Raw genomic sequence first — 24,705 nt, 5'->3', positions numbered from 1 at the left:
TAAGGTTGAACTAAATTGGCGAGACCGCCGAATCACTCACTCTGAAATTTAAACCAGGCAGGGCTAACTTTCTATTTTTCAGAATATTCAGTAAATAAAATTCATTTTTTATTTCTAAAATGTTTTCTAAATAACTTTTCGAAGAAATCAATAATTCTATCGCCAAAAAACGCAAACTGTCATTTTAGATGGAAGATTTCCATGTCATTTTCAGCAATCTATCATAAATTTTCACAAATATTTATATATTCATAAATCCTACGAATCATCACTGTTTCCTAATGAAGCATCACTCTTATGAATAAAATTTTACTCTGGTCTATCTGTGCAGCGCTTGCCGGATTTCTTTTTGGCTTTGATACCGTTGTTATTTCGGGAGCCGATCAACAATTGCAGGAGCTTTGGGGAACTTCAGATTTTGTGCATGGCACCATTGTCATGGCCATGGCACTTTGGGGAACGGTTGTGGGAGCCATTTTCGGGGGTATTCCTACCAATAAGCTCGGCAGAAAGAAAACGCTGATCATTATTGGGGTACTCTATTTCATCTCAGCACTGGGATCGGCACTGGTAGACGGCCCGTACATTTTTGCTTTTTTCAGGTTTATTGGCGGTTTGGGCGTTGGCGCTTCTACCATTGCCGCCCCGGCCTATGTTTCAGAAATTGCCCCGGGAAAAGATCGTGGCCGGCTGGTCGCGCTCTATCAGTTCAATATCGTACTTGGAATTCTTATTGCATTTCTTTCCAATTACCTGTTAAGAGATACCGGCGAAGAGCCGTGGAGATGGATGCTGGGTGTGGAAGCAATTCCGGCCTTCATCTATATCCTGTTTACTTTTACGATTCCGAAAAGTCCGCGTTGGCTGATTTCAGTAGGCCGAATCCGGGAGGCCGAAAAAACCTTGAAGATCATCGATCCCGATTTCGACGTAAATAAGAAAATTCAGGAAATCGAAAGTCAGATAGACGAACCCCAGAAAAAAGAAAACATTCTTGCAAGGAAATACCGATATCCATTGATTTTGGCCATCCTGATCGCCTTCTTCAACCAGTTTTCAGGGATCAATGCCTTTTTATACTACGCGCCAAGGATTTTCCAGGAAGCGGGACTGGGAGAGGAAACAGCATTTTTAAGCAGTATCGGGATTGGCGTGGTCAACCTGATATTTACTCTTTTTGGCGTATTCCTGATTGACCGCCTGGGAAGGAAAAAACTGATGTATATTGGCTCTATAGGTTATATCATTTCCCTATCCCTGGTTTCAGCCGCCTTTTTCCTGAACTGGTCCGGATTCTATGTACCATTATTCCTATTCCTATTTATCGCCTCTCACGCCATTGGCCAGGGCGCGGTGATCTGGGTATTTATTGCTGAAATTTTTCCGAACAGCGTTCGGGCTGCCGGCCAGTCATTCGGGGTTTCCACACACTGGCTGCTGGCCGCGATCATTCCTTCGCTCATGCCGTCCATGATCAGCGCAATAGGTGCCGGGAGTGTTTTTGCCGTCTTTGCGTTCATGATGGTACTACAGCTGCTGTTTGTGATATTTATGATGCCGGAAACCAAAGGAAAATCGCTCGAGGAGCTTTCCGAAGAATTATCCCTAAAAAAAGTTTAGCTATGAAGAAGTTTGCATTAGTATCGATAAGTCTGATGGCTTTTCTAACGTTTTCCTGTAAAAATGATCAAAAAAATTCATCGGAAAATGACCATTTACAGGCCACCAGTGATCCCGCTGAAATGTTCCGCCCCTCTTTCCATTTTACCCCGGAAGAGCACTGGATGAACGACCCAAACGGCATGTTCTACCTCGACGGAACTTATCATTTATACTATCAGTATTACCCGGAAGGCAACGTCTGGGGGCCTATGCATTGGGGCCATGCCACAACAAAAGACCTCATCAACTGGGAGCATCAGGATATTGCGCTGAAACCCGATGAAAAAGGATATATCTTCTCCGGAAGTGCGGTTGTGGACCTGGAAAATACTTCTGGTTTTGGCAATGATAGCATTCCGCCGGTAATCGCCATGTTTACATACCACGATCCGGAAGGTGAAAAGGCCGGGGACATCGATTACCAGTCCCAGGCGATCGCTTATAGCAACGACAGCGGTTACACCTGGACAAAATACCAGGACAATCCCGTAATTCCCAATCCCGGACTTAAAGATTTCAGGGATCCTAAAATGCTTCGGGATACGATAAACGACCAATGGCTGATGGTTCTTTCCGCAAACGATCGCAGCTTTTTCTATGCTTCGGAAAATCTTAAAGACTGGAAGAAAATTTCAGAATTTGGTCTGAATACAGGTGCGCATAACGGTGTTTGGGAATGTCCCGATTTCTTTCCAATGAAAGTGGAAGGAAGCGATGAGATCAAATGGGTTCTGATCCAAAGTTTGAATCCTGGCGGTTATAATGGCGGTTCGGGGACCCAGTATTTCGTGGGTGATTTTGACGGAAAACAATTCACCCCGGAAAAAAATATGCAGAATTTAGAGGAAAAACATCCTTTCTGGATCGACTTCGGAAGAGATAATTATGCCGGGGTTACCTGGTCCAATCTTCCGGGCAACCGGGTTTTATTTATGGGCTGGATGTCTAACTGGTTGTACGCACAGGAAGTTCCTACTGAAAAATGGCGCAGCAGCATGACCATTCCGCGGGATCTCATCCTGAAAAAAGAAGACAGCGTTTACCAGATCTATTCCGAACCTTTCAGAGAATTTAAGAATTACCGGAAACAGATCAGCGTTAAGAATTCGGGAGAAAGCAATTTTGTGGTCTCGACAGATACAGGTGATTTTCTTCAAAATCAGTTTACGTTCGAGCTTCCTCTGAAAGATAGGAAAAAAGTCAACTTTGCCCTGACCAGCAAGTCGGGTGATACCCTGCAGTTTGGATTGGACATTCCCAGCAAGCAATTTTTTGTGGATCGCAGCAAGTCTGGAATGGTAAATTTTAAAGACAATTTTTCGGGAGAAAGATCCACAGCCCCGCGACTGATAGATTCTGAAACGCTCAAAGTTAATTTTATTACTGATCGTACTTCGATAGAGATCTTTTACGATAATGGGAGAACGGTGATGACTGAAATTTTCTTTCCCGAAAAACCTTACGACAGTTTTGCAATCCTGGAGGAAGGCCTGAAACCCCAGAACCTGAAAGTGTATGATGTCAGGATGAAACTATCAAAAAAAGAGCCGCAATAAGCGGCTTTAAATTGCCAGAATAAACGCCAGGCGCGCTAATGTCGTAGTCATAGGCTATCAGATAAAGCGGCCCAACAGAATTCTGGTGTGTTTTTCAATATTCTCCCTGCCGCGAACCGGCATCTCAGGATTCAGCCTTTTTCAGAAACAGGTCTAATAGGATTTTGGCATCTTTTGCCGCCAGCTTTTTCGTAATTCCGAAGCTTAATTTCAACTCTGTAAGAAGTTTAGTAGGTTTGCAATTCCTAGGCGCTTAATCATTTGGATACGACCAGAAATAAGCAACAGGCAGCAATTGATGGATTTTCAGCATTAAGAAAAGTCTCTTTAGAAATACTGAAGTTTATCCAGGCATTAATACTTTGCTTCCCACTTGGGATATTCCACTTCCAGCAAATACTGAGCATAACTATCGATGTAATTGTAGCCAACTCGACGTTCCTGTTCGATCTCGTCCAAATGACTTTTAATAATTCCATCACGACCTACAAACATCGGCTTTCCGGTTTCTATATCATTAAACCGACCCCAGAGAGGTCCACCATTCGGATCTTTAACGATAATCCGGTCTTTACCTTCGGAATATGAAGGATCATCTATCCAAACCACTTTTTCTCCCATGATCTTATTCTCTTCATACCACTTTACAGCGCTTCTGATGGCACGCTGAACCTTGTCTCCGGGATTTTCAATATCCATCAAAAATTCAATCACACCAACGCTTTCCTGGCCGCTCAGCGAAATGAGCTCATAGGCCCTTGCCTTTGCAGGCAGTAGGGTTTCTTCATCGTGCTGGGCGCACCAGATCGTTAATTCGCCGTTTACCGGCACCTGCATCTTCAGCAATACGTCGACTCCTTTTTCTACTGCCCGGCGTGCTTTCCCCATTCGCTTCTTGTCTACAAAATCAACAGGTTCTTCAGCATTTGCAATAGATCGAAGCAATTTCATTACGCCTATCATCGCACCATCATTCAGTGTGATATGCTCATAATAACCATCGCGTAGCGGGTAAAATTGCGGCCATCCGCCATTCTCATACTGGGCTTCAAGTAAATAATCTATTCCTTTTAAAAATGCACTTTTATATCTTTTTTCGCCGGTAGCTTCAAAGACTTTAGCCAGAAACCACATTTGGGTATGAGTGGCTCCATTATCGATCGTGCTGGCCAGCAAATGGGAGCCTTCGATCTTGAGTTTGGCCATTCTTTCCAGGTCGGGTTCTTTGGCCATATCAAAATTTTTAGGCCAGCCACCATCTTCATTTTGATAGAACAGGATATGATCTGCAATCTCTCTGGCTTCCTTTTCGCCAAACCAGGCCTCCTTTTTCATATTTACCTTTCCCAGGATCTTATCATAAGATTGCGCGCTTAACTGAATGCTGAATAAACTCACGCAAAGCAACAGGCTTAGCCTGAAAATTATCGTTTTCATGTTGAATCGTTCTTTAATTTTTAAGTATTTCTGTTGAAATCACTTCCGGAAGAATATATTTTTCCAGAGCAGATTCCTGTTTGCCCAGTTCCTGGAGTGCCAGGCTCGCCACAAGCCTTGCCCCGAGTTCTGAAAGATGCGTATCATCATGCCTGCCTTCAGGTTCATAGGGATCGTCTCCCGGTTCGAGGTGCAAATGCAATAGTTTGGACCTTTCCGGGCCGTACTGAATTTCGAGTTTTTCAGTGATCCACTGCAGATCTATGAATGTCACATCCATTTTATCAGCCACCAGGCGGGTTACGAGCGGGTATTCCCCATGCGTATCTACGAGTACGCCCTCTTCATTAAAATTTCGACGCACAATCGAACTCGACAAAATAGGGGTAGCTCCTTTTTCACGGGTTTCCCGAACGTATTTCTCCAGGTTGTGCCAGTATTGCGTAAAAGGGTTGGTAAACCTTGTGGAATCCTTGATCTTTTCATCATTATGCCCAAACTGGATCCATACGATATCACCAGGCAGCAGCTTTCTTTTAACTGCTTCCCATTTCCCTTCTGAGATAAAACTTTTCGAACTTCGGCCGTTCACCGCATGATTGTCAATCTTAATACCAGCAGTCATCAATTCCGGAAGCATTTGCCCCCAGCCGTGCTCAGGGTTTTTATCAGGATCTTTTTTATCTGCCATCGTCGAATCTCCTATGAGAAACAAGGTGGGTGAATGATCCTGTGCCGATAAATTCATCACACATAAGATCAAAAGGCAAAACGTCCAATTCTTCGGAAACAACTGCAGCATATTCTCATTCATTATTTATTCTTTCAATTTCATTCTTCGGAAACCAGGAATCACCTGTCCTGAAAATATTCTCCAAACTGTATTCCTGAAGAGCATCATCGGTCAACTGATGGGACCATGAGACTCTTTGTTCAGGCGCGGCGCCCTTTCCGAAGCTGTGATATTCGGCGTAATAGGCGGTATCTTCTTTATTCGGAAACATTTCATCTCCTTCCCAGGCATTCCAACCTTCCGGAAGGATATGCGCGCCAAGTTCGGTATTGAGAAAGACGGTTTTGGCGTAAGGCCTCCAGGGTCGCCCGAGGTACACCTCCTCTACTTCATCAGACGCCGTTAATTGGCAATTCAGAAAAACATAACCAAAATCCTGATTTTTTGGCGTTGCGGCTGCCGTTACGTAGGAATTTTTTAAACTGTGAATCTCACAATTTTCAAAGACCGCAGTGGCTTCGCCGAAAATGAAATCGGTAGTTCCCTCGATATAACAATTGAAATAATATTGCCGGCTTCCTTCCGAAGCGGTATACAATGTGTCCTGGCAGCCAAGAATCGTACAATTTTCAGCAATAAACCGGTCGCTCTCCACGTGAAGTGCCACGGCCTGACCTTCGCCACAGGAAGTGTTTTGAATGCTCAGATTCTTAAAATGAATATCATTTCCTTTTATCGTAACGCTAGCCGATGTGAATGTGGACAATTTTCTACCGGTGAGCGAATCCAGCTTTCCGGAAAAATCGTTGTATGAAATCAGTGTTTTCTCCCGGTCTTCTCCTACCAGCGTTAACTGATGCTTCCAGGATGGAATTTCCAGTTTTTCGTGATATTCGCCATTTTTAAGGTGTATCACAACTTCCGAAGGACCAAGATCGCGAGTGGAATTCACCGCTTCCTGTATACTTTTAAAATCTGCGGAACCGTCCTGCGCCACCCAAATCTCCCGGTAGGGCTTATTTTCAGCAAATTTCAGGGTCTTATTAAGGAAATTCACGGTCGCTTTCAGCGTTTCCTCGAACCAGGGTTGCAATAGCCAAAAAGCATGCGGACTCCCACTGACGGTATGTACTTTCGAATAAATATCATTCTGCTGAAGGATCGCGATCATTTCCTCTCGGCCGGCGTGAAACCTTGGCTGTAAACTATTAATAAACAGTGTTGGAGGTGTATTTTGATCAACATATTCCAACGGAGAGGCTTCTTTCCATTTTTCGTAAGCGTCCTGTTGAGAGCCACCAAGCCAGGTGGCAGCCATCCAGCTTTCCTGGGCTTCAGGATGAATAAATGACAGAATTCCGTCAATATTTACGATGGCCTGTACTTCATCTGAAACCTCCTTTTTTCCGGTTTGATAACGATCATCATTCGCAGTCACGCCAACCAGAGAGGCCAACTGCCCCCCGGCAGAAGCTCCCAGGATCGCGATCTTATTTTCCGCAATATGATAGTGTTCCGCATTTTCCCGCATCCATTTTACTGCATCTTTAAGGTCCAGGACAGCTGCCGGATAGGCTGCTTCAGTGCCCAGACGGTAGGAGGCCGTGATCGCCACAAAACCGTTTTTAGCCAGGTGCTGTGCCATTATTTGAAGATTTTCCCGGGTGCCGGTGAGCCACCCGCCACCATGTGCGAGCAACACTGCCGGAAATTTTTCGTTTTTCTGAATTGTGGGAATAAAAATATCGGCTTTCAGAGAGACGCCGTTTACCTGCTTATAAACCACATCCTCTTCCGAAGTAAAGACTTTTTCTTCCAGCGGCTGAATGGGTTTTACAAACGGATAATCTTTTTTCAGTTTTTCATAAGTGGTCTGGATCGTATACGGTTTGATTTCTTTTTTCTGCGCATACGAACCACCTGCCATAATGATCAACAGGAACAAAACCATAAATTTATAAGGCGAATATTTTAAATAAATTAGTTTCATTATTAATTTACTTCCAGATTTTTCATGGCATTAAAGACCAGCTGAGCCACTGCTTTAGCTCCTTCCGGCTGAAAATGTGTATTGTCACTCAAGCCTTCCGGGTAGGCCGTATACTTTTCTGCGGGCAGATTCATAAAATAATTTGCGGTTACATAATCCCGGCCTTTTTCTGAAAAATAATCCATCGATAAACGATTTAGATCGATCATCAACACCTGCATTTCGGCAGCGACATCCCTGGCAGCCTGGTAATATTCCCCGTGTACATTTTCCAGGCGCGCATTTTCCCAGGGATAATTTCGAGCGACTGGGGTGAGGATCACGGGAATGGCATTTTTATCCCGAGTTTGCTGAACATATAGTCTCAAAAATTCTTTATAACCTTCAATATCCACATAGCGCTCGGGTTTATTTTCAGCGGCGTCATTATGACCGAACTGCATCAGGACTAGGTCTCCGGGTTTCAGATTTTCGTACACAGATCGCCACCGGCCTTCCTGGAAGAAAGTACGGGTACTCCGGCCACCTCGAGCCCGATTATCCACGAATATACTGTCAGTTTTTACCAGTTTCTCCAGCTGGGGCAAGCTATCACTTACCATAAATTGCTGGAATACCTGCCCCCAGCCGGTCAAGGGGTAACGCGTTTCCATATAATCTTTGCCTGGATCGTAATCGCCGGTATAATCGGCCATTGTAGAATCTCCGATCAGGTAAAGCCTCACAGGTTTTTCCTGTGACGAAAACGCAACACAACAGATGGTCACCAAAATGATTGCGGTTAAGTTTTTCCAGTTTCTCATTTAATTTTCTATAGGTTTTAAAGCTCCTAAATAAGTACAGCAACCGGAGGCTGAATTATCGAGAGGTTTTCCGGCAGTTGCTGCTTTGCTGCTTTGCTTAGGCCTGAAAAAGGAAATTTCAGGCAGGCTTCCATCTTTTTGTCGAGGGGCCGCAAGTTCCGCACTTTCCATCGAATCGAAGTCATTTTCTGAAATTGGGAAATCCAGTTGCCAGCTGTTATTTTCGACCTTTTCAATCTCTGCATTATATTTTCCAAATTCTCCTAAAACCAGGCTGTTCAGAATGGTAATTTTCCGGAGGCTATTCTTTTCCGCAAAAGCGAAATTTCGACCATTTCCGGTAGCCGAGCAGTTCAGAATGGAGATTTCTCCGCGATTGCTATTGTGATCAAATCCGTCGCTGGCATTATTCACCGCGATACACTGAAAGAACGTAGCATTATGGCTACGCTTTTTGAGATCACTCCCGCCGGTTTTGAAACCGTTTCCATCGCCCCTACTTTTTTTTCCATTCTTTAAAAAACCATTATTGAACGCCCAGCAATTCTCATAAGTGGTTTGAATATTATCGGCTTCCCGCAAATAGCCATCCCAGCCATCATCGAGGTTGTTCCAGGAGCGGCAGCCAATAAAACGGTTACCTGAACCCACATCCATCTTCACGGCAAAACCATCGGCATTTTCCAGTTTGGAATCGGCATTGAAATACGAATCGCAATTAAGAATGGTATTATTGGAAGCGCCGTCGTCCAGCTGCAAGCCGGTATCGGCACATTCTGAAAAACTGCAGAATTCAATCACATTATTATTCCCACGAACCTGCATTCCATTGTCACCCGCTTTGAAAACACGAAGACCCCTGATATGCCAGTTATCGGCTTTGAGCACGATTCCCTGGTGCGAGGAATCTTCGTTGAGGGCTGAAAAATCCAGCAATGGTCTTTCAGAAACGGAATCGGCAACCAGGTAGATCTTTCGGTCCTTATCGCCGGAGTCGTTGATGTACAAACGCTGTTCGATTTGGTAACTCCCAGGTCTTAGCACAATGGAATCTCCAGGTTTCGGTTCATCCAGTGCAGCTATCAATTCTTCGGAATTGGTCACTTCGATCAGTTTCGATCTCGATTTTTCGGTTCTACTGATTTTTTTTCCATACCGAATCTGCTCCTCGGAAACACCGCTTTTGGAAAGATCGATATTGTTGGTTTTTCCCAAAACCTGAATAGCTTCCGAAGCATTTGTCTCGTTGGTTTCCAGTTTTTCTACGGAAATATCACTGCTGTTATAAATCACCAGCGAGGGACCATTTTCCGGAAGTATTTTTACATTTTTCAAGCGCACTTGCTGCGCGTCGATGAGCGTAAAACCTTCTTCTGCTTCAAAAACAGCGTTTTCCAGCTCGGCATTTTCCAGCTTCATTTCGGGCAGTCCAACCATTATCCCTGCTTTTTTGGAGCCGGTAGAGGTAATATTTTTCAAGAAAATGTTTCTGAAAATGGGTGTTTTTTCGCTCACTTCCACCAGCTTCTCGTCCCGCTCTTCATTTTTCGCATCTTCGTCTGGATCCAGGACCGGCGAATTTCCGTTGTAAAACATATTGAAACGCACCGCCTCTGAACCAATATCAATCATATCGATGTTGGATATGAAGATATTCTCTACCAGTCCGCCGCGTCCTCGGGTACTTTTGAATCTCACACCAGAATCAGTACCGATAAACGTACAATTAGAAACATGAATATTGTTCACGCCGCCAGACATCTCGCTTCCCACCACGAAGCCACCGTGCGCGTGATAAACCGTATTGTTGGAGATCACTACGTTTTCCGTAGGCATTCCACGTTCCCGGCCTGCCTCGTTTTTACCAGATTTCAGGCAAATCGCGTCATCCCCCACATCAAAACTATTATTGTAAATCAATACATTTCGGCAGGATTCCAGGTCCAGGCCGTCTCCATTTTGCGAATACCAGGGATTGCGCACCGTGAGGTTCCTGATGACGATATTTTCGCTCATCAGCGGGTGCAGGTTCCAGGCCGGTGAATTTTGAAAAGTTGGACCGTCTAGCAACACGTTTTTACAATTCCTGATGCTCACCATCACGGGACGTAAAAAGTCTTTTACCGATTGCAGTTCTTCGGAATCGATAAGGTCTGGGACATTAAAATTGGAACTGCTCGTATAGCCTTTGAGGGAACTTTCTGATGGAAACCACATTTCCCCATCTTCGGAAAGCACTCCGCCAGATTTTACCAGTTTTTTCCAGTTGGCCGGAGCCATTTTGCCCTTTTTGACGGGTCGCCAGGCATTGCCGCTTCCATCGATGACGCCTTTACCGGTGATCGCGATATTCTCGGCATTCAAAGCACTGATCGGTGATTGATTCCGAAGCGTATTAAGGCCTTCAAAACTGGTTTCTACCAGTTCGTAATCCTCAAAATTCGCACTGAAAATGACCAGCGCACCTTCCTGAAGATGCAGGTTCACATTGCTTTTGAGTTCGATTGGCCCGGTAAACCAGATGCCACGAGGCACTTCAACTTTTCCGCCGCCGGCTTCCGTCACCTTATTGATAGCTTTTGAAAAAGCCTCGGAGTTATCAAAAATCCCATCGGCCTTTCCTCCTACATCCGGTAAATTCACTGTGAAATCAGGAAACTGTGGGACTTCAACCTTTGGCATATCGAATTCGAGGTTTTGGTACAATGCGGCATCAACAGGTGCAAGTTTCTGGGCGATGCCGTGCTGACTGAAACCAGCCAACAAACTCGCAAGAAGTATGTACAATATTTTTTTCATGCTTATTTTTTGCTAATTCGAAACCAGTCAACATCGGCATAACCTCCACGTTTGACTTCCGGGGAACTGATGCTGAAAAGGCCTATTTTGGCTCCGACCCATTTTCCTGGTTTTGCCGTAAAAGGCTTCCCGATTTTCTTAAAATTCTGCCCGTCTTCACTGTAGCTGAATTGGCAGGTCGCTTCTGGAGCGCTTACCTCAACCCGGAAAATAGCAGTTTTGGAGGATAGCCTTTGCGTTTCCAGCACTTCCTCTTTTCCGCCTTCATTCGCCTTTAATGCCCGAGTTTGTTGAATAAAATAACCGTTCCTGTCATGAGAAATATTTAAGGTAGCGTAATCCATTCCCATCACAATGAGGCCGGCGGTCTTCCCACTTTCAGCTTCTTCGGGGAACAGTTGTATTTTGGTGGTCACCCTGAAATCTGGGCCTGGAAATTTCTGCAAAAGCAAATTAGGAACAAGCCATAAGTTTTCGGCTTCCTTCGGAGTTTTGATGGAAAATAATCGAAGGTGATCGGTTCCAGGGAGCCGTGCGTGCCATACCACTTCGGGGTTTGCATTCCATTGCCATTGGAGGCCAAGGCTGTCCTGGTCAAATTCAGTTGATTCTGGAGGTGTCAGGATATCATAATCCTTATCGGTCTTCGGTTTTCTGTAGGTTTGAACAGGTTCGCCTACACCGTTCCCGTCAAAATCTTTACCCATCAGCGGCCAGTCATTTTCCCACTTTACGGGCTGGAGATGCACCACCCTTCCGTAGGCTTCCAGGTCCTGAAAATGAAAAAACCAGTCTTCGCCCTGCGGTGTCTGCAACCAGGCGCCCTGATGGGGACCATTTATTTTGGTGCTTCCCTGTTCGAGGACTTTTTTTTCTTCGTATGGCCCGTAAATATTCTTGGAACGCAGGGCCAGCTGCCACCCCGTAGGGACACCACCGGCGGGAGCAAAAATGTAATAATAAGCATTTCTTTTGTAGAATTTAGGGCCTTCAATGGTTGGGTTTTGGTCGTGACCATCAAAAACATGCCTGCCGGCGTCCAGTACCCTGGTTCCATCTTCATTCATTTTATTCACAGAAATAAGACTTTTCACTCCCGCCCGGCTTCCGGCATAAGCGTGAACGAGATAGGCTTTTCCGTCATCATCCCACAGCGGGGAGGGATCGATCAGTCCCTTGCCTTCCATCACCAGAACTGGTTTTTCCCATTTTCCGAAGGGGTCACTGGTCTTGGTCATGAAAATTCCCTGATCGGGATCACCCCAGTAAATGTAAAGCTGGTCATTATGGGACCGGATACTGGGCGCCCAAACGCCATTTCCATGCTGAGGAACCTGGAATAATTCTTCAGGAAACTGCTTCGGAAGGGCATAATTCACCAGTTCCCAGTTCACCAGATCTTTGGAATGTAAAATTGGCAATCCCGGAGCGGCATTAAAACTGGAGGCTGTCATAAAATAATCGTCTCCGAACCGGGTCACATCAGGATCGGAATAATCGGCGTACAAAATGGGGTTCTGGTAGGTTCCATCTCCCATATCGGCCACCCAAACCTCAGATAGTTCTTTGTTCTCCTGCGGAAAACTAAGCATAGCCAGTAATCCAAAGAACAGCACTGAGGTAAATTTTTTCATGATTTCCAGTAATTATCGATCCAGCTGAAGACTGGCCAGTATAAAGGGCCCGGTTCCTTTTGGGTCGTTGCTCCTTATTTCTTCATTCACATAGTACTCGAACGAGGCATCGCGGTAGGGTTCGCCACCGAGACCGGCGACCGCGCAGACCTCATTCAGATTTACTATTCCGTTTTCTTCCACACTTATCAGGTTGTCCAGAATTCCCTGGTATCCCTTTTCAGCAATTGTTTGATAATCTTGGGAAATGTATCCTTTGCTGACCGCTTTGGCGAATGTATACACGAACATCGACGAACCGGAAGCCTCCAGATAATTGCCTTCCCGATCACCCTGGTCCAGTACCTGGTACCAGAGTCCGCTTTTTTCATCCTGAACCGCGACTACCGCTTCTGAAAACTGTTTCAGGTAATTGATCAGTTTTTCGCGGCCGGGGTGATCTTCTGGAAGATAATCGAGCACATCCACAAGTGCCATCCCGTACCAGCCCATCGCACGAGACCAGAAATGTGGGGAAGTTCCTGTTTCCTTATTGGTCCATTTTTGCTCCCTGCTTTCATCCCAACCGTGGTATAGCAAGCCAGTTTCCTGATCCAGCGAATGTTCCTGGATAAGGTCGAACTGGTGTACAATATCATCATAAGCTTTTTTCGCTGTCTCGCCGTCACTGAACATCTGGGTGTAGTGGGCGTAAAAAGGTTCAGCCATATACAGGCCATCCAGCCACATCTGGTGCGTGTAGCGCTTTTTATGCCAGAAACCACCGTCTGAAGTTCGTGGCTGTGTATCAATCTGACTTCTCAAGGTCTTAAGGGCTTCCAGAAATCGTTCTTCTTTCGTTTTGGGGTAGAGATATAAGAGCACATTTCCGGAATTGAGCATATCCAGGTTCTGGTCGCTCAATTTATAAGTCCTGATCGCTCCCTGATCGGTGATCATCGTATCGGCGTAGGCGTAGAGGTAGTCGTAATACTGTTGTTTTCCGGTCTTTTCGTAAACTTCCTTGGCGGCTTTCAAAACCAGGCCATTGGTATAGCTCCATTTCGGCTTATCCCGAAAATCCAGTTTGGAGGCTTCCGGAAAACGTTCCATTTCTGAAAGCATCATTCTTTCTGACCATTTCAGGCTATCGGAAACCACTTTTGTTTCTGTTTCAGCCATAGCCTGATCTTTTTCAGTTTCCGAATTCTTACAACTTACAGAAACCGAAATAAAAAATATTCCGAATAAAACAGGTATCAAACGATTCAAATAGGTCATTTTAAGGATTTAGTTTTCCATCATTCAGTTTAGTCACCAGCTCGTTCAGTGAAGACACGAAATCTTCCCTGCTGGTAATTCCTTCTTTTTCACCATCCCAGGCACCCAGCAAATAGTAGGTTTTAGGTTCGGCCGTATTTTGGAAGATGACGAGGTGATCGTATGGACCATCCTGTATTTTTTCAACTTCTGATTTTTTATAAAGAATCGCCATTCCCAGCTTATCAGTATCGTTCACCAGGGTTTGCGTACCGTAAGAAGCGATGTACGCCCAGTCACCGGAAATGCTGTCGTTTTGAATCAAGGCTACGTCTTCGAATTTCACAATTCCGGTAGTAAGCCCTTCAACTGCTTCAGATGGAGATAAGGTCACTTTGGTATAGCGATCTTCCGGGTAAATGGCCAGTTCCGCATCCAGATCGATGGTTTTATCCCCTGTTTTCCAGCCTGAATAGACAATATTTACTGTTGAACCTTCCTCTTCATTAGCCACTTCGGCAAAAGTTTTTTCCACACTTCTGAAATGTGCGACGCTGTCTCCAACAAATCGACCATAACCTCCAATACCCAATGATTTCCCGGCTTTCAAAATATCCTGACCCCATGGAGCCGATTCATGGTAGGAGTCAAAATTGTCCTGTCCCACGTCCTGAAGCACCATGGTGTCTACCTTTTTTCCGAAGATATCGATCGCGTTTCTCCAGTCCAGGTACAGGCGATAGCCAATATTCTTATTTTCCCAGCCCGGACCTTCGTACCTTATGAAATAGGAATGATCTGTATGGCTCGCCGGAAGCGTAAGCGTATCTACATTTTTGAATTCACCGCCTTCATACTTGCGGCCATTCCAGGCACCGCCTTCTTTGATCGAAAGCTCCGCATAGGTTTGAGCGGTTACCGAATTCTTCTCGGAAAGATTCTGATCTTCAGCTTCAACGTCGTTCTTCTTGTGATCGTTACAGGCCATTAAAACGGAAAGGCCCAGGAGGTAGATAAATTTCGATTTCATTGGTTATATTTTGTTAGGTTGTGTTTAATATTTTTTCCCGTTGATGGTCGTATTGATGAATTGCACAGGCTCACAGTTTTCGATCTCAAGCGGGGTTTCAGTATTTTTGATCGTGACATTTTTCAGAACGATGTTGCTTACCGGCTCACTTTCCCGGCCTTTGATCAGCAACCCATATTTCCCGCCATTTTCAACGCTGATGTTTTCCAGCTGAATATTGCTGATCTTCGGGATAAAATTCCCCTCCTGCTTTCCGTAGATACCATAATAGGTATTTACGCGTAACACCGCCTCTTTCACCTGTCCCACCTCGACATCTTTCACATATACATTTTCCACAAAACCGCCACGCAGCGTGTTGGTCTTGATACGGATGGCGCGATCTAAATTCGGACTGTCCATTTTACAATTTCTGACAAAAACATTTCGAACACCTGCCGAGATTTCGCTACCCATCACCACACCACCATGGCCATCTTTCATCTCACAGCCTTCCACAATGATGTTTTCGCTGGGAATTCCCACGCGGCGGCCGTCATTATTTCGGCCAGATTTGATGGCGATACAGTCGTCACCGGTATCAAAAAGACAGTTTTTGATCAGGACATTTTTGGAATATTCCGGATCACAACCGTCGTTGTTCGGGCCGTGACTAATCACGCTCACGCCGTTTATGGTCACGTTTTCTGACTTCAACGGGTGCATGATCCAGAAAGGTGCATTTTTAAAGGTCACGCCTTCCACCAGCACATTTTCGCATTCAAAAGGTTCAAAGAAAGTAGGTCGAATGTAAAATCCTTCCCCGAATTTCCTTTCGGTTACCGGAACATTGTTTTCTGCCATTTCCCTTAAAGCCGGCAAATTCCCTTCTGAATTCTGATTGGCGTCACCTTCCTGGTAACCATACACATCCTTTCCGGCCCAGGGCCACCAATTATCGTTTCCGGCCTGCCCGTTCAGAATGCCTTTCCCGGTTACCGCTATATTTTTTTGGCCCTTAGCATAAATGAGCGGTGAATAATTCATCAATTCCACTCCCTCATAAGAGGTATGCACCAAAGGCAAATAATCGGCCTTATTGGTAGAAAAGAGAATCTCTGCTCCCTCCTGAAGGTGAAGGTTCACATTGCTTTTTAAATGAATGGGACCGGTTAGATATTTTCCTTCGGAAACCAGCACCGTACCACCTCCCGCCGAATTACAGGCTGCGATCGCTTTTTGAAATGCTTCGGAATTACTCGTGGTACCATCTCCAAGTCCACCGAAATCCTCCAGCTTAAAAGTCCTGTCAGGAAATTCGGGTACGGTTATGGACCTGATGATCGCATCTGCCTGTTCCCAGGCCTTATCAGAATTTTGAGACATTCCGGTTTTACAGGAAGTAAAAATGAAACTGACGGCAAGTATTAAAAGACTAATCTTTTTCATATTTTTGTAATCGATTGCACTAAAATATAAAAGCTTTACGAAATTCCATAATATTTTTTTCAATATTTGAGGAATCGGCAATAATTCAAAAACAATTTAAAATTTTGGCAATAAAAGCGTCAAAATTCCGAATCTATCTGCATTTGATTTTAAGAAAGTGTATTTTTACAGCATTAAATTGCAATCGATTGTTATAATTTATTTATTTATAAAAATTTATGTGTATTTTTAAAAATACTGGAATTTAAACCCTTGTAAATTAACAATATTTAGGCAATCCTGAGGTCAACTTCTACAATTATAAAGAGCCCCTTCTTAAACCTAGCTTTATGAAAAAAAGAGAGAAAGTCACGATTTATGATATCTCCAAAAAGCTGAATATTAGTGCAGCCACGGTTTCCAGAGCTTTGAATGACAATCCAAAGATCAGTAAAAAGACCAAGGAACTGGTGGCTAAGACAGCTGCCGAGATGAACTATAAACAGAACCGGCTTGCTCTGGCGCTCAAAAAAGGCAGAACCAACAATGTGGGAATCATTGTGCCGTATATTGATCGAAGTTTTTTCTCTTCTGTCATCCGCGGGATTGAAGAAGAGCTCACGCCTCACGGCTATCACGTGATCATCGCACAATCGCATGAAGAGGTCGCCAACGAAATGGAACAGATCAATGCGCTTCTCAATACCCAGATTGACGGTATATTCATGTCGGTTTCCAAAACCACACAATCTGCAGATCATATTCAGAAGGTGCTGGACGAAAAAGTTCCGCTGGTATTCTTTGACCGTAAAATTGAAGTTAAAGGAGTAAGTTCTGTGGTACTAGACGATTTCAAGGGTGGTTTTATGGCCACTTCTCACCTGATCCGGGAAGGCTGCAAGCGTATTGCACACCTTTCCGGGGATGTCAATCTTGAAATTTACCGAAACAGGTATGAAGGTTATAAAGCCGCGCTGAAAGAACATAAAATTCCGTTTAATCCTTCATACGTACTTCAAACCAGCAGTAAAATTGAATCGGGTGCGCAGGCAGTTGAAGATCTCTGGCAACTGGAAGAAAAACCAGATGCTATTTTTGCCGCCGGTGATTATGCCGCATTGGGAGCGATCCAGGAACTGAAGAACCGGAAGATCAACATTCCGCAGGAAGTTTCAGTAGTAGGATTTAGTAACGAACCATTTACAAAATATCTGGAATCGCCAATGACTTCAGTAGACCAGACGCCGCATTTGATGGGAAAAATCGCCGCCCAGGTATTTCTGGAACAAGTGAATGAAAGTCAGAATTACAGCATTGAGAAAAAGGTGGTTTTGGATCCTGAATTATTCGTGAGAGATTCTTCCAACCGCACTACTCTGAACCTGCAAAACGCCGCAATTTAATTCAGATTTTAGGAATTTCTACTTCGCGGCCATTCTGTTCCGCAGAAATATAGGCCGCATAGATCGTTGCGATCACATCGGCCGCCAGTTGGGAATCGCTGTCGGGTTTCTCACCTGAAGCCATTCCTGTATAAAACGCCTGCATCTCATGCTGGTAGCCATTGAACCAGGCTTCATCTGGAGAGATATTAGACCAACCCTGCTTCGTCCCCGTTTTCTCCACCACATAAATATCATCGAAATTGCTATGAACCGGGTTGTAGGTCTGCATGGCATTATTAGGTGTAAGATTGCAAATGGTGCGGTGATTGTTCGCATGCACTTCGAGGTAATTCTTTACGCCACCATGCAGTAGTTCACTCGCAGTAATATCAGCAATCATGTTATCTTCAAAAACCACGTGAAGGCTTGCATAATCTTCCACATCAGTATAAGAATCCTTCAGATGGAGTTCATTTTCAAAATTGGGCAACCTGGTGATCTTATGAACCCTGCAACTGACCGATTTCGGCCGGATGGGCTGATGATTTCGGGTCTTTCCCTCCACATATTTCAGAAAAATAGCTCCGGAAAGCGGGTGGCAGCCTTTTCCCATCAGGGAACCGCCGCCTGAAAGTCGCCATTTTCCGTAGGCCAGAGAATGGGAACCGGAATGTGATTGTTGCGCCTGAATCCACAATACCTGGGATTTGGTCTTTTCGATCACTTCTTTTTCCTTCTGAATGGCCGGTGCATAAATCCAGTTTTCAGCATAAAAAATTTGACCGTCACTCTCCTTTTCAGCCTTCAGAATATTTTGCAGGCTTTGAACAGCTTTTTCAAAACCTTTCTCTCGTGGAAACGTATCCCCTGAAAAATCATCAGCTTCTTCCCCGAAGTAACCGGTAAGTGGTTTTTCAACGATCACCTGCCTATGTTGCTTCAAAGCCTGGATGCATAGTGATTCGTGAGTGGAAGGCGGCGTACAGATATGCACCACGTCTACCCTACTGATCAACTCTTCCGCAGAGCTAAAAGCTTCGAGAGCTTGTTTTGTACAAAATTCTTCAAGATTGCTTTTGGTTGGGGAATAGGCGCCCACCACCTGAATTTTCACATCGTAAACTTTACGAAGTGCCGCCAGGTGAAATTCCGCTGCAAAACCGGATCCTATAAAACCAACATCAAAAGACTTTTTCATTCGTTAAGTTATAGGGAAACTCCGCGTTTCCAAGGGATAAAATCATCCTGGTTGTTCTGATCGGCCTTCGAAGTGATTTCTCCACTGGCCACTTTTACAATATAATCGAACAAAACTTCTCCCATTTCCTGAATGGTTTTTTCCCCGCGAATCACATCCCCGGCGTCAAGATCGATAATATCTGGCATTCTGCGGGCCATTTCGGTATTAGACGAAAGCTTGATAACCGGCGCAATAGGATTCCCGGTAGGCGTACCCAGGCCGGTAGTAAAAACCACAATATTAGCTCCCGAACCCACCATTGCCGTGGTGCTTTCCACATCGTTCCCGGGCGTGCACAGCAGGTTAAGACCAGGTTTAGTCACATATTCCCCGTAGTCCAGAATATCCTGGATGGGTGATGTTCCTCCTTTTTTAGCAGCACCGGCCGACTTCATGGCATCGGTGATCAGGCCGTCTTTTATATTTCCCGGCGACGGATTCATATCGAATCCAGATCCTGCAGCTTCAGCCGCATCTTCGTAAGCACGCATCAACTGTAAGAAACGCTCTGCTTTTTCATCATCCACGCACCGGTTCACCAGTTCCTGCTCGACCCCGCACAACTCCGGAAATTCGGATAAGATCGGGGAACCTCCAAGTGCCGAAAGCATATCTGAAGCGTATCCCAGGGCAGGATTGGCAGAAATACCGGAAAAACCGTCTGACCCCCCACATTCCAGACCCAATTTCAGTTTGGAAAGCGGTGCAGGTTCCCGGCGAATAGTATTGGCTTTTTTGATCTCTTCAAAAGACTCTATAATAATCTTATTGAGCATTTCATCAATCGTTCCCATTTGCTGTTGCTCATAGATCAGCACCGGTTTGTCCAGGTTTGGGTTGATATCGTTCATGGCTTTCTTAAAAATATCGATCTGCAGGTTCTGGCAACCCAGACTCAGCACCGTCGCCCCAGCAACATTAGGATTGTTCACGTAACCGGCCAAAAGCTTGGAAAGACTTACAGAATCCTGCCGAATTCCGCCGCAACCACCCTGGTGCGTGATAAATTTCACTTCGATATTTTCAAAAATCTCTTTTTCTTCTTCCTCTTTTTCGGAAATTTCGATATCATTTCCGCGGATAAGATTGCGCAATAACTGGCGCTGCCTGGTTGATTTATGGAAAGACAATTCTTTTTCAAAAACATCCTTCAGCAATTCCACATTTCGGTTCTCACAGAAAACCAGTGGAAAAAATAACCAGATATTGGCAGTTCCCACCTGCCCGTCCTTCCGGTGATACCCCATGAAGTGCTTATCTTTCCAGCTGGAAACATCGGGCGCCGTCCAGCTCACCGTTTCGGTTTTTGCAGTGGTGGTACTGGCTTCGTGCTTTACATTGGTAGTGGCCAGCTTGCCACCTTTTTCAATTTCTGAAGTAGCTTTGCCCACCAAAACGCCGTACATATAGATCTTATCACTGGCATTTAATTTGGTCAGTGCGATTTTATGCTTTGCCTGTACATCGGCCAGGATTATGAGCTGTTCTCCTTCAAATTCTATCTTATCACCCTGCCACAGATCCACGAGCGCCACGGCCACGTTATCATCAGGATGAACTTTTATCAACTTATTATTCATAGTCCTTAATCTTTAATTAGTTTGCTTTTCAAACTCCTGAAAAGCTTCCTGAACACCTTTTTCATCGATCAGCTTCAAGGCGCTTGCCACCGCTTCCTGAAGATCTGGAACCTCTGTGAGATCCTGTTCCCAGAAACCGGTATGGCCCAGTACTTTTTCTGAAACTGCTTGGTAATCTTTCGTTTTCCAGATCGCCTGCATTTGGGAAACCACCGCCTCATCATCATTCACCGGCAGCTTCGAACCTTTCCAGGAATCACCGTAAAACCTGATGAGACAGGCCAGTGCAAATACCAGATGCTGTGGCAGGCTGTTTTGATCTTTTGCGTAAGCCAGTAAACTTGGTAACACGCGTACCTTAAATTTCGAGATCGAATTCAGCGCGATACTGGATAACTGGTGTTTGATGAATGGGTTTCTGAAACGATCCAGCACATCACTGGCAAACGATTCCAGCTCTTCTTTCGGAAGGTCCAGCGTGGGAATGATCTCTTCAAAAATGGCCTTTTTAACGAATTTCCCGGTGAAGTCATCATCCAGGGTTTCCTTGACGGTCTCGTTTCCATACATGATCGAAAACGGAACCATCGTCGTATGCGCACCATTCAGGATACGTACTTTACGGGTTCGGTATGGTTGCATATCCTGTACCACCCGGATGTTTTCATCGATCTTATCAAATGGGATCTTGGATTTCAGTTTGGCGTCACCTTCGATCACCCATAGCAGGAATACTTCTGCTGATACGATCAAATTGTCTTTATATTCCAATTCTTTCTGGTACCCGTCAATATCCGCAGCAGGGTAACCGGGCACAATGCGATCAACAAGGGTATTATGAAAACCGGTCTCTTCTTCTATCCACTTCTGAAAATCGGGTCCCAGATCCCATAATTGGGCATATTTCAGAATAATTTCTTTTAAAGTATCGGCGTTGTAATTGATCAGTTCACATGGAATGATCGTCAAAGCCTTCGCGGCAGCACCATCAAAATGCTGAAAACGGCGATACAGCAAAGCGGTTAATTTGGCAGGAAAACTATTGTGCGGCGCACCTTCCAGCGTATCATTCTCGTCAAAAGCAATTCCGGCTTCCGTCGTGTTGGAAATCACGAATTCCAGGCTTTCTTCTTCCGCCAGTTTCAAATAAGCTTCATAATCGTCATAAGGATTGAGAGATTTCTGAATGCAGGATACCGTCTCTTTCTGCTGAATTTCCTTTCCTTTTTTCACGCCTTTCATAAACAGGTTATAAAGCCCGTCCTGGTCGTTCAGCATATGGATCATTCCCTTCGGAAGCGGTTGCACCACGGCTACTCCGGCATTAAAATCGGCCTGTTTATTCAGTTTGTCAATAATGTAATCCACGAAAGCGCGAAGAAAATTTCCTTCTCCAAACTGCACTACTTTGATCGGTAACTTTTCCTGAAGTCCGGTATTTTCTCTATTCAGCTGTTTATTTAAAGTTTTTTCCATTTTCTAGTTGATTAGGTTATTCGAATAGACTCGGCAACCAGAGGCTGATCGCCGGAATAAAGGTGACCATCAGCAGTACAATGGCCATGACGACATATAAGGGCAGTAAAGGTTTCATGACCTTCTGAATAGTGGTTTTTGCCACGCTCACGCCAATGAAGAGCACGCTGCCCACCGGTGGCGTACACAGTCCCACACAAAGGTTCATTACCATCAAAATTCCGAAGTGCACAGGATCTACTCCCAGGTTTTGCAATACCGGCAGAAAAATGGGCGTAAAAATCAATACCGCCGGAGTCATATCCATGAAAGTCCCCACAAATAGCAGTAGCAAGTTGATAATTAGCAGAATAACATATTTATTATCGCTCAGCGTGAGTAAGGCTTCACTAACTGATTGCGGAATGCTTTCATAAGACATCACCCAGGACATGCTCATAGATGTAGCAATGAGCAACATGACGATCGCGGTGGTCCCGATGGAATTCAGGAAAATATCATACAATACCTTGCGGTTGAGCTCACCATAGATCAGGGCCAGAATAAAGGTGTACAGCACGGCAATTCCTGAAGCTTCGGTAGCGGTAAAGATCCCGGAAACAATTCCGCCGATCACCACCACCAGTAATAACAAACTTGGAAGGGCTCTTAAAAATGTGGAAAATATGCGACCGATACTGGTAGAATTCCCAGCAGGATATTTTTTCTTTTTGATCCAGAATGACGCGGTAAGCATGAGTGCCAGTCCCATCAGAATTCCGGGAAGGTAACCTGCCAGGAACAAAGATGCGATCGAAACACCGCCACTTGCCAAAGAATAGACGATGAGCACGTTGGAAGGCGGGATGATCAAACCCGTGGTTGAAGAAGTCACATTGATCGCGGCTCCAAATTCCCTGGAATAGTTCTCTTCTTCCATGTGCGGCCCAAGAATTCCACCGATCGCTGAAGCTGCAGCTGCTGCAGAACCTGCGATAGCTCCAAAAAGCATGGCCGCAACAACATTTACGTAGATGAGACCACCCGGGAGCGAACCAATTAGCGCTTTGGCAAAATCAATAAGCCTATTGGCAATACCGCCCTGGTTCATGATCTGCCCCGCGAGTATGAAAAACGGGATCGCGAGCAGGGAAAAACTGTCCAGTCCCGTTGCCATTCGCTGTGCGATAGTTGTAAAAGACGCCAGGGAATCTATGGTAAAAAGCATGGTGAAAAGACACGAAAGCCCGATTGACCAGGCCACCGGAACACCGATTGCCAAAAGGATCACAAACGATACTACTAAGATCAGAATTTCGGGAATCATACCAGGTATTTTTCAGAATAAACGATTTCATTGATTTTGTACACCGTAACCACGAGACCGCTGAGCGGGATGACCAGGTATACGACATATAAAGGAACTTTTAGCGCTGCGGAACTCTGTCCCAGCTCCATATTTAAAAGTACCAGCTGACCGCCACCCACAATCAGAACGCATACAGCGAAGAAAATGATGAGGATATTGATAAAAATTCGCAGTCGTTTCCTATTGTTTTCAGCCAGTTTAGGCCCCAGGAGATTGATGGAAAGATGCGCCTGCTGCCCGGAAGCATAGGCTGCTCCCAGGATCCCGATCCAGATCAATAAATATCTTGCAAGTTCTTCTGTTATTGAACTCGGTGATTTCATCACATATCTCGAGAACACCTGCCATAACACAGCGAATACCATGATTGCGAGAAGCATCACGAGAAATCCGCCTAAAACTTTATCTAATTTGCGCTTCATATTATTATTTTACTGACTGTATTTGCTGAATGATCTCTTTCATCTCCGGGTTCTCTTCAAAACTTTCATACATGGGTTCCACCAGATTCCTGAACTCTTCCTTATCAGCCTCGCGAACAGTCACGCCGGCTTTTTTCACTTCTTCCAGAGCGTGCAATTCTGCTTCGTGCCAGATTTTTTTCTGATATTCGGCAGATTCCTGTGCCGCTTCCGTAAGCCATTGTTTTTCCTGATCATTGAGTTTATTCCAGGTTGGCGTACCAATCAGCAGCTCATCTGGCAAAGCCGTATGCTCGTCCAGAATGAAATATTTACAAACTTCATAGTGTCTGGAAAGGTAAAAACTCGGAAGGTTGTTTTCGGCACCATCTACGATACCCTGTTGCAGAGCGGTGTAAAGTTCCCCCCAGGCGATCGGCGTGGGACTTCCGCCTAAATACTTCACCATATCAATGGCCGACTGGCTTTCCATGACCCGCAGTTTCAGCCCCTTGAGACCGGCCGGGTTAGAAACCTCCGTTTTCGTGTAAAAACTGCGGCTACCTGCATCGTAAAAAGTGAGGCCTTTTAGTTTCTTCGGAATACTCGCATTCAGCAGGTCCTGCCCAATTTCTCCTTCCAGCACACGAAAGCGTTGTTCGCGATCTTTAAATAGAAATGGAAGTCCGAAAACCCGAAGTTCCGGAGCAAAATTCTCCAGTACGCCGGTCGAAACCTTGGTCATACCCAGGCTTCCAATCTGTAATAATTCCAGGCACTCACGCTCGGAACCCAACTGCTGATTGGGATAGATATCGATCAGTAATTTACCACCCGATTTTTCCTTAACCCGGTCTGCCATGAATACCATGGCCTTATGAACAGGATGGGAAACATCCAGCCCGTGCCCGAGTTTGATGGTTTTGGCCTTTTCCTCGTTTTTACACGAGAATAAAACCAGCATCAAGCATAGAACCAGTGATAA

At 45.0% G+C, this 24,705-nt stretch carries 18 protein-coding genes; 3 read left to right on the top strand and 15 right to left on the bottom strand.

Annotated elements, in window-relative coordinates:
- Positions 1 to 297 precede the first annotated feature (297 nt).
- Both GRFL_RS10760 and GRFL_RS10755 read left to right on the top strand, forming a co-directional pair.
- Positions 298 to 1,620, top strand: coding sequence for a sugar porter family MFS transporter (locus GRFL_RS10760; protein WP_083644624.1), 1,323 nt, complete (start codon positions 298 to 300; stop codon positions 1,618 to 1,620).
- 2 nt (positions 1,621 to 1,622) lie between these two features.
- The gene (locus GRFL_RS10755; RefSeq protein ID WP_083644623.1) at positions 1,623 to 3,218 is read left to right on the top strand and encodes a glycoside hydrolase family 32 protein; all 1,596 of its coding nucleotides are present in this window, start codon (positions 1,623 to 1,625) and stop codon (positions 3,216 to 3,218) included.
- Between the two features lie 354 nt (positions 3,219 to 3,572).
- Here the strand turns inward: GRFL_RS10755 and pelA are convergent, their stop codons facing one another.
- The 9 genes from pelA to GRFL_RS10710 are packed head-to-tail and all read right to left on the bottom strand — an operon-like array spanning position 3,573 to position 16,311.
- Entirely contained in the window at positions 3,573 to 4,655 is a 1,083-nt protein-coding gene (gene pelA, locus GRFL_RS10750) for a pectate lyase (protein ID WP_083644622.1), read from the bottom strand.
- Positions 4,656 to 4,668: 13 nt separating this feature from the next.
- A complete protein-coding gene (locus GRFL_RS10745; RefSeq protein WP_236995790.1) occupies positions 4,669 to 5,469 on the bottom strand; it encodes a rhamnogalacturonan acetylesterase in 801 nt (266 codons plus the stop codon).
- Positions 5,462 to 7,378, bottom strand: a complete 1,917-nt coding sequence (locus GRFL_RS10740) for a pectinesterase family protein (protein ID WP_083644621.1) — start codon at positions 7,376 to 7,378, stop codon at positions 5,462 to 5,464. The genes GRFL_RS10745 and GRFL_RS10740 overlap by 8 nt, the downstream gene beginning before the upstream one ends.
- Positions 7,379 to 7,380: 2 nt before the next feature.
- Positions 7,381 to 8,181: a rhamnogalacturonan acetylesterase gene (locus GRFL_RS10735; protein ID WP_083644620.1), complete on the bottom strand. Its 801-nt coding sequence runs from the start codon at positions 8,179 to 8,181 to the stop codon at positions 7,381 to 7,383.
- Complete coding sequence (locus GRFL_RS10730) at positions 8,182 to 10,980, bottom strand: glycosyl hydrolase family 28 protein (protein ID WP_083644619.1); 2,799 nt, start codon at positions 10,978 to 10,980, stop codon at positions 8,182 to 8,184. It lies immediately after the preceding gene.
- Between the two features lie 2 nt (positions 10,981 to 10,982).
- Positions 10,983 to 12,614, bottom strand: coding sequence for a glycoside hydrolase family 43 protein (locus tag GRFL_RS10725; RefSeq protein ID WP_083644618.1), 1,632 nt, complete (start codon positions 12,612 to 12,614; stop codon positions 10,983 to 10,985).
- 12 nt (positions 12,615 to 12,626) lie between these two features.
- The gene (locus GRFL_RS10720) at positions 12,627 to 13,874 is read right to left on the bottom strand and encodes a glycoside hydrolase family 88/105 protein (protein WP_083644617.1); all 1,248 of its coding nucleotides are present in this window, start codon (positions 13,872 to 13,874) and stop codon (positions 12,627 to 12,629) included.
- Between the two features lies 1 nt (position 13,875).
- Entirely contained in the window at positions 13,876 to 14,883 is a 1,008-nt protein-coding gene (locus GRFL_RS10715; RefSeq protein WP_083644616.1) for a DUF4861 family protein, read from the bottom strand.
- A 24-nt stretch (positions 14,884 to 14,907) separates the two neighbouring features.
- Positions 14,908 to 16,311, bottom strand: a complete 1,404-nt coding sequence (locus GRFL_RS10710; RefSeq protein ID WP_083646085.1) for a glycoside hydrolase family 28 protein — start codon at positions 16,309 to 16,311, stop codon at positions 14,908 to 14,910.
- 329 nt (positions 16,312 to 16,640) lie between these two features.
- On the opposite strand from GRFL_RS10710, the gene GRFL_RS10705 reads away from it, so the two are divergent.
- Positions 16,641 to 17,693 carry a LacI family DNA-binding transcriptional regulator gene (locus GRFL_RS10705; protein WP_083644615.1) on the top strand — a complete coding sequence of 351 codons (1,053 nt, stop codon included), beginning with the start codon at positions 16,641 to 16,643 and terminating at the stop codon, positions 17,691 to 17,693.
- 1 nt (position 17,694) lies between these two features.
- Here the strand turns inward: GRFL_RS10705 and GRFL_RS10700 are convergent, their stop codons facing one another.
- Genes GRFL_RS10700 through GRFL_RS10675 form a run of 6 tightly spaced genes read right to left on the bottom strand, consistent with a single transcriptional unit; the run spans position 17,695 to position 24,684 of the window.
- The gene (locus GRFL_RS10700; RefSeq protein ID WP_083644614.1) at positions 17,695 to 18,873 is read right to left on the bottom strand and encodes a Gfo/Idh/MocA family protein; all 1,179 of its coding nucleotides are present in this window, start codon (positions 18,871 to 18,873) and stop codon (positions 17,695 to 17,697) included.
- Positions 18,874 to 18,881: 8 nt separating this feature from the next.
- Positions 18,882 to 20,495 carry a UxaA family hydrolase gene (locus GRFL_RS10695; RefSeq protein WP_083644613.1) on the bottom strand — a complete coding sequence of 538 codons (1,614 nt, stop codon included), beginning with the start codon at positions 20,493 to 20,495 and terminating at the stop codon, positions 18,882 to 18,884.
- A gap of 12 nt (positions 20,496 to 20,507) precedes the next feature.
- Positions 20,508 to 21,971, bottom strand: coding sequence for a tagaturonate reductase (locus GRFL_RS10690; protein ID WP_083644612.1), 1,464 nt, complete (start codon positions 21,969 to 21,971; stop codon positions 20,508 to 20,510).
- Between the two features lie 16 nt (positions 21,972 to 21,987).
- On the bottom strand, positions 21,988 to 23,277 hold the full coding sequence (locus GRFL_RS10685) for a TRAP transporter large permease (protein ID WP_083644611.1): 1,290 nt from the start codon (positions 23,275 to 23,277) through the stop codon (positions 21,988 to 21,990).
- A complete protein-coding gene (locus tag GRFL_RS10680) occupies positions 23,274 to 23,741 on the bottom strand; it encodes a TRAP transporter small permease (RefSeq protein WP_083644610.1) in 468 nt (155 codons plus the stop codon). Before GRFL_RS10680 ends, GRFL_RS10685 begins: the two co-directional genes overlap by 4 nt.
- A 4-nt stretch (positions 23,742 to 23,745) precedes the next feature.
- Entirely contained in the window at positions 23,746 to 24,684 is a 939-nt protein-coding gene (locus GRFL_RS10675) for a TRAP transporter substrate-binding protein (protein ID WP_083644609.1), read from the bottom strand.
- Positions 24,685 to 24,705 lie beyond the last annotated feature (21 nt).

The organism is Christiangramia flava JLT2011 (assembly GCF_001951155.1).
Taxonomy (GTDB): domain Bacteria; phylum Bacteroidota; class Bacteroidia; order Flavobacteriales; family Flavobacteriaceae; genus Christiangramia; species Christiangramia flava.
Note: the sequence above shows the minus strand (reverse complement) of the source record. Positions and strands in the feature narration are given on the sequence as shown.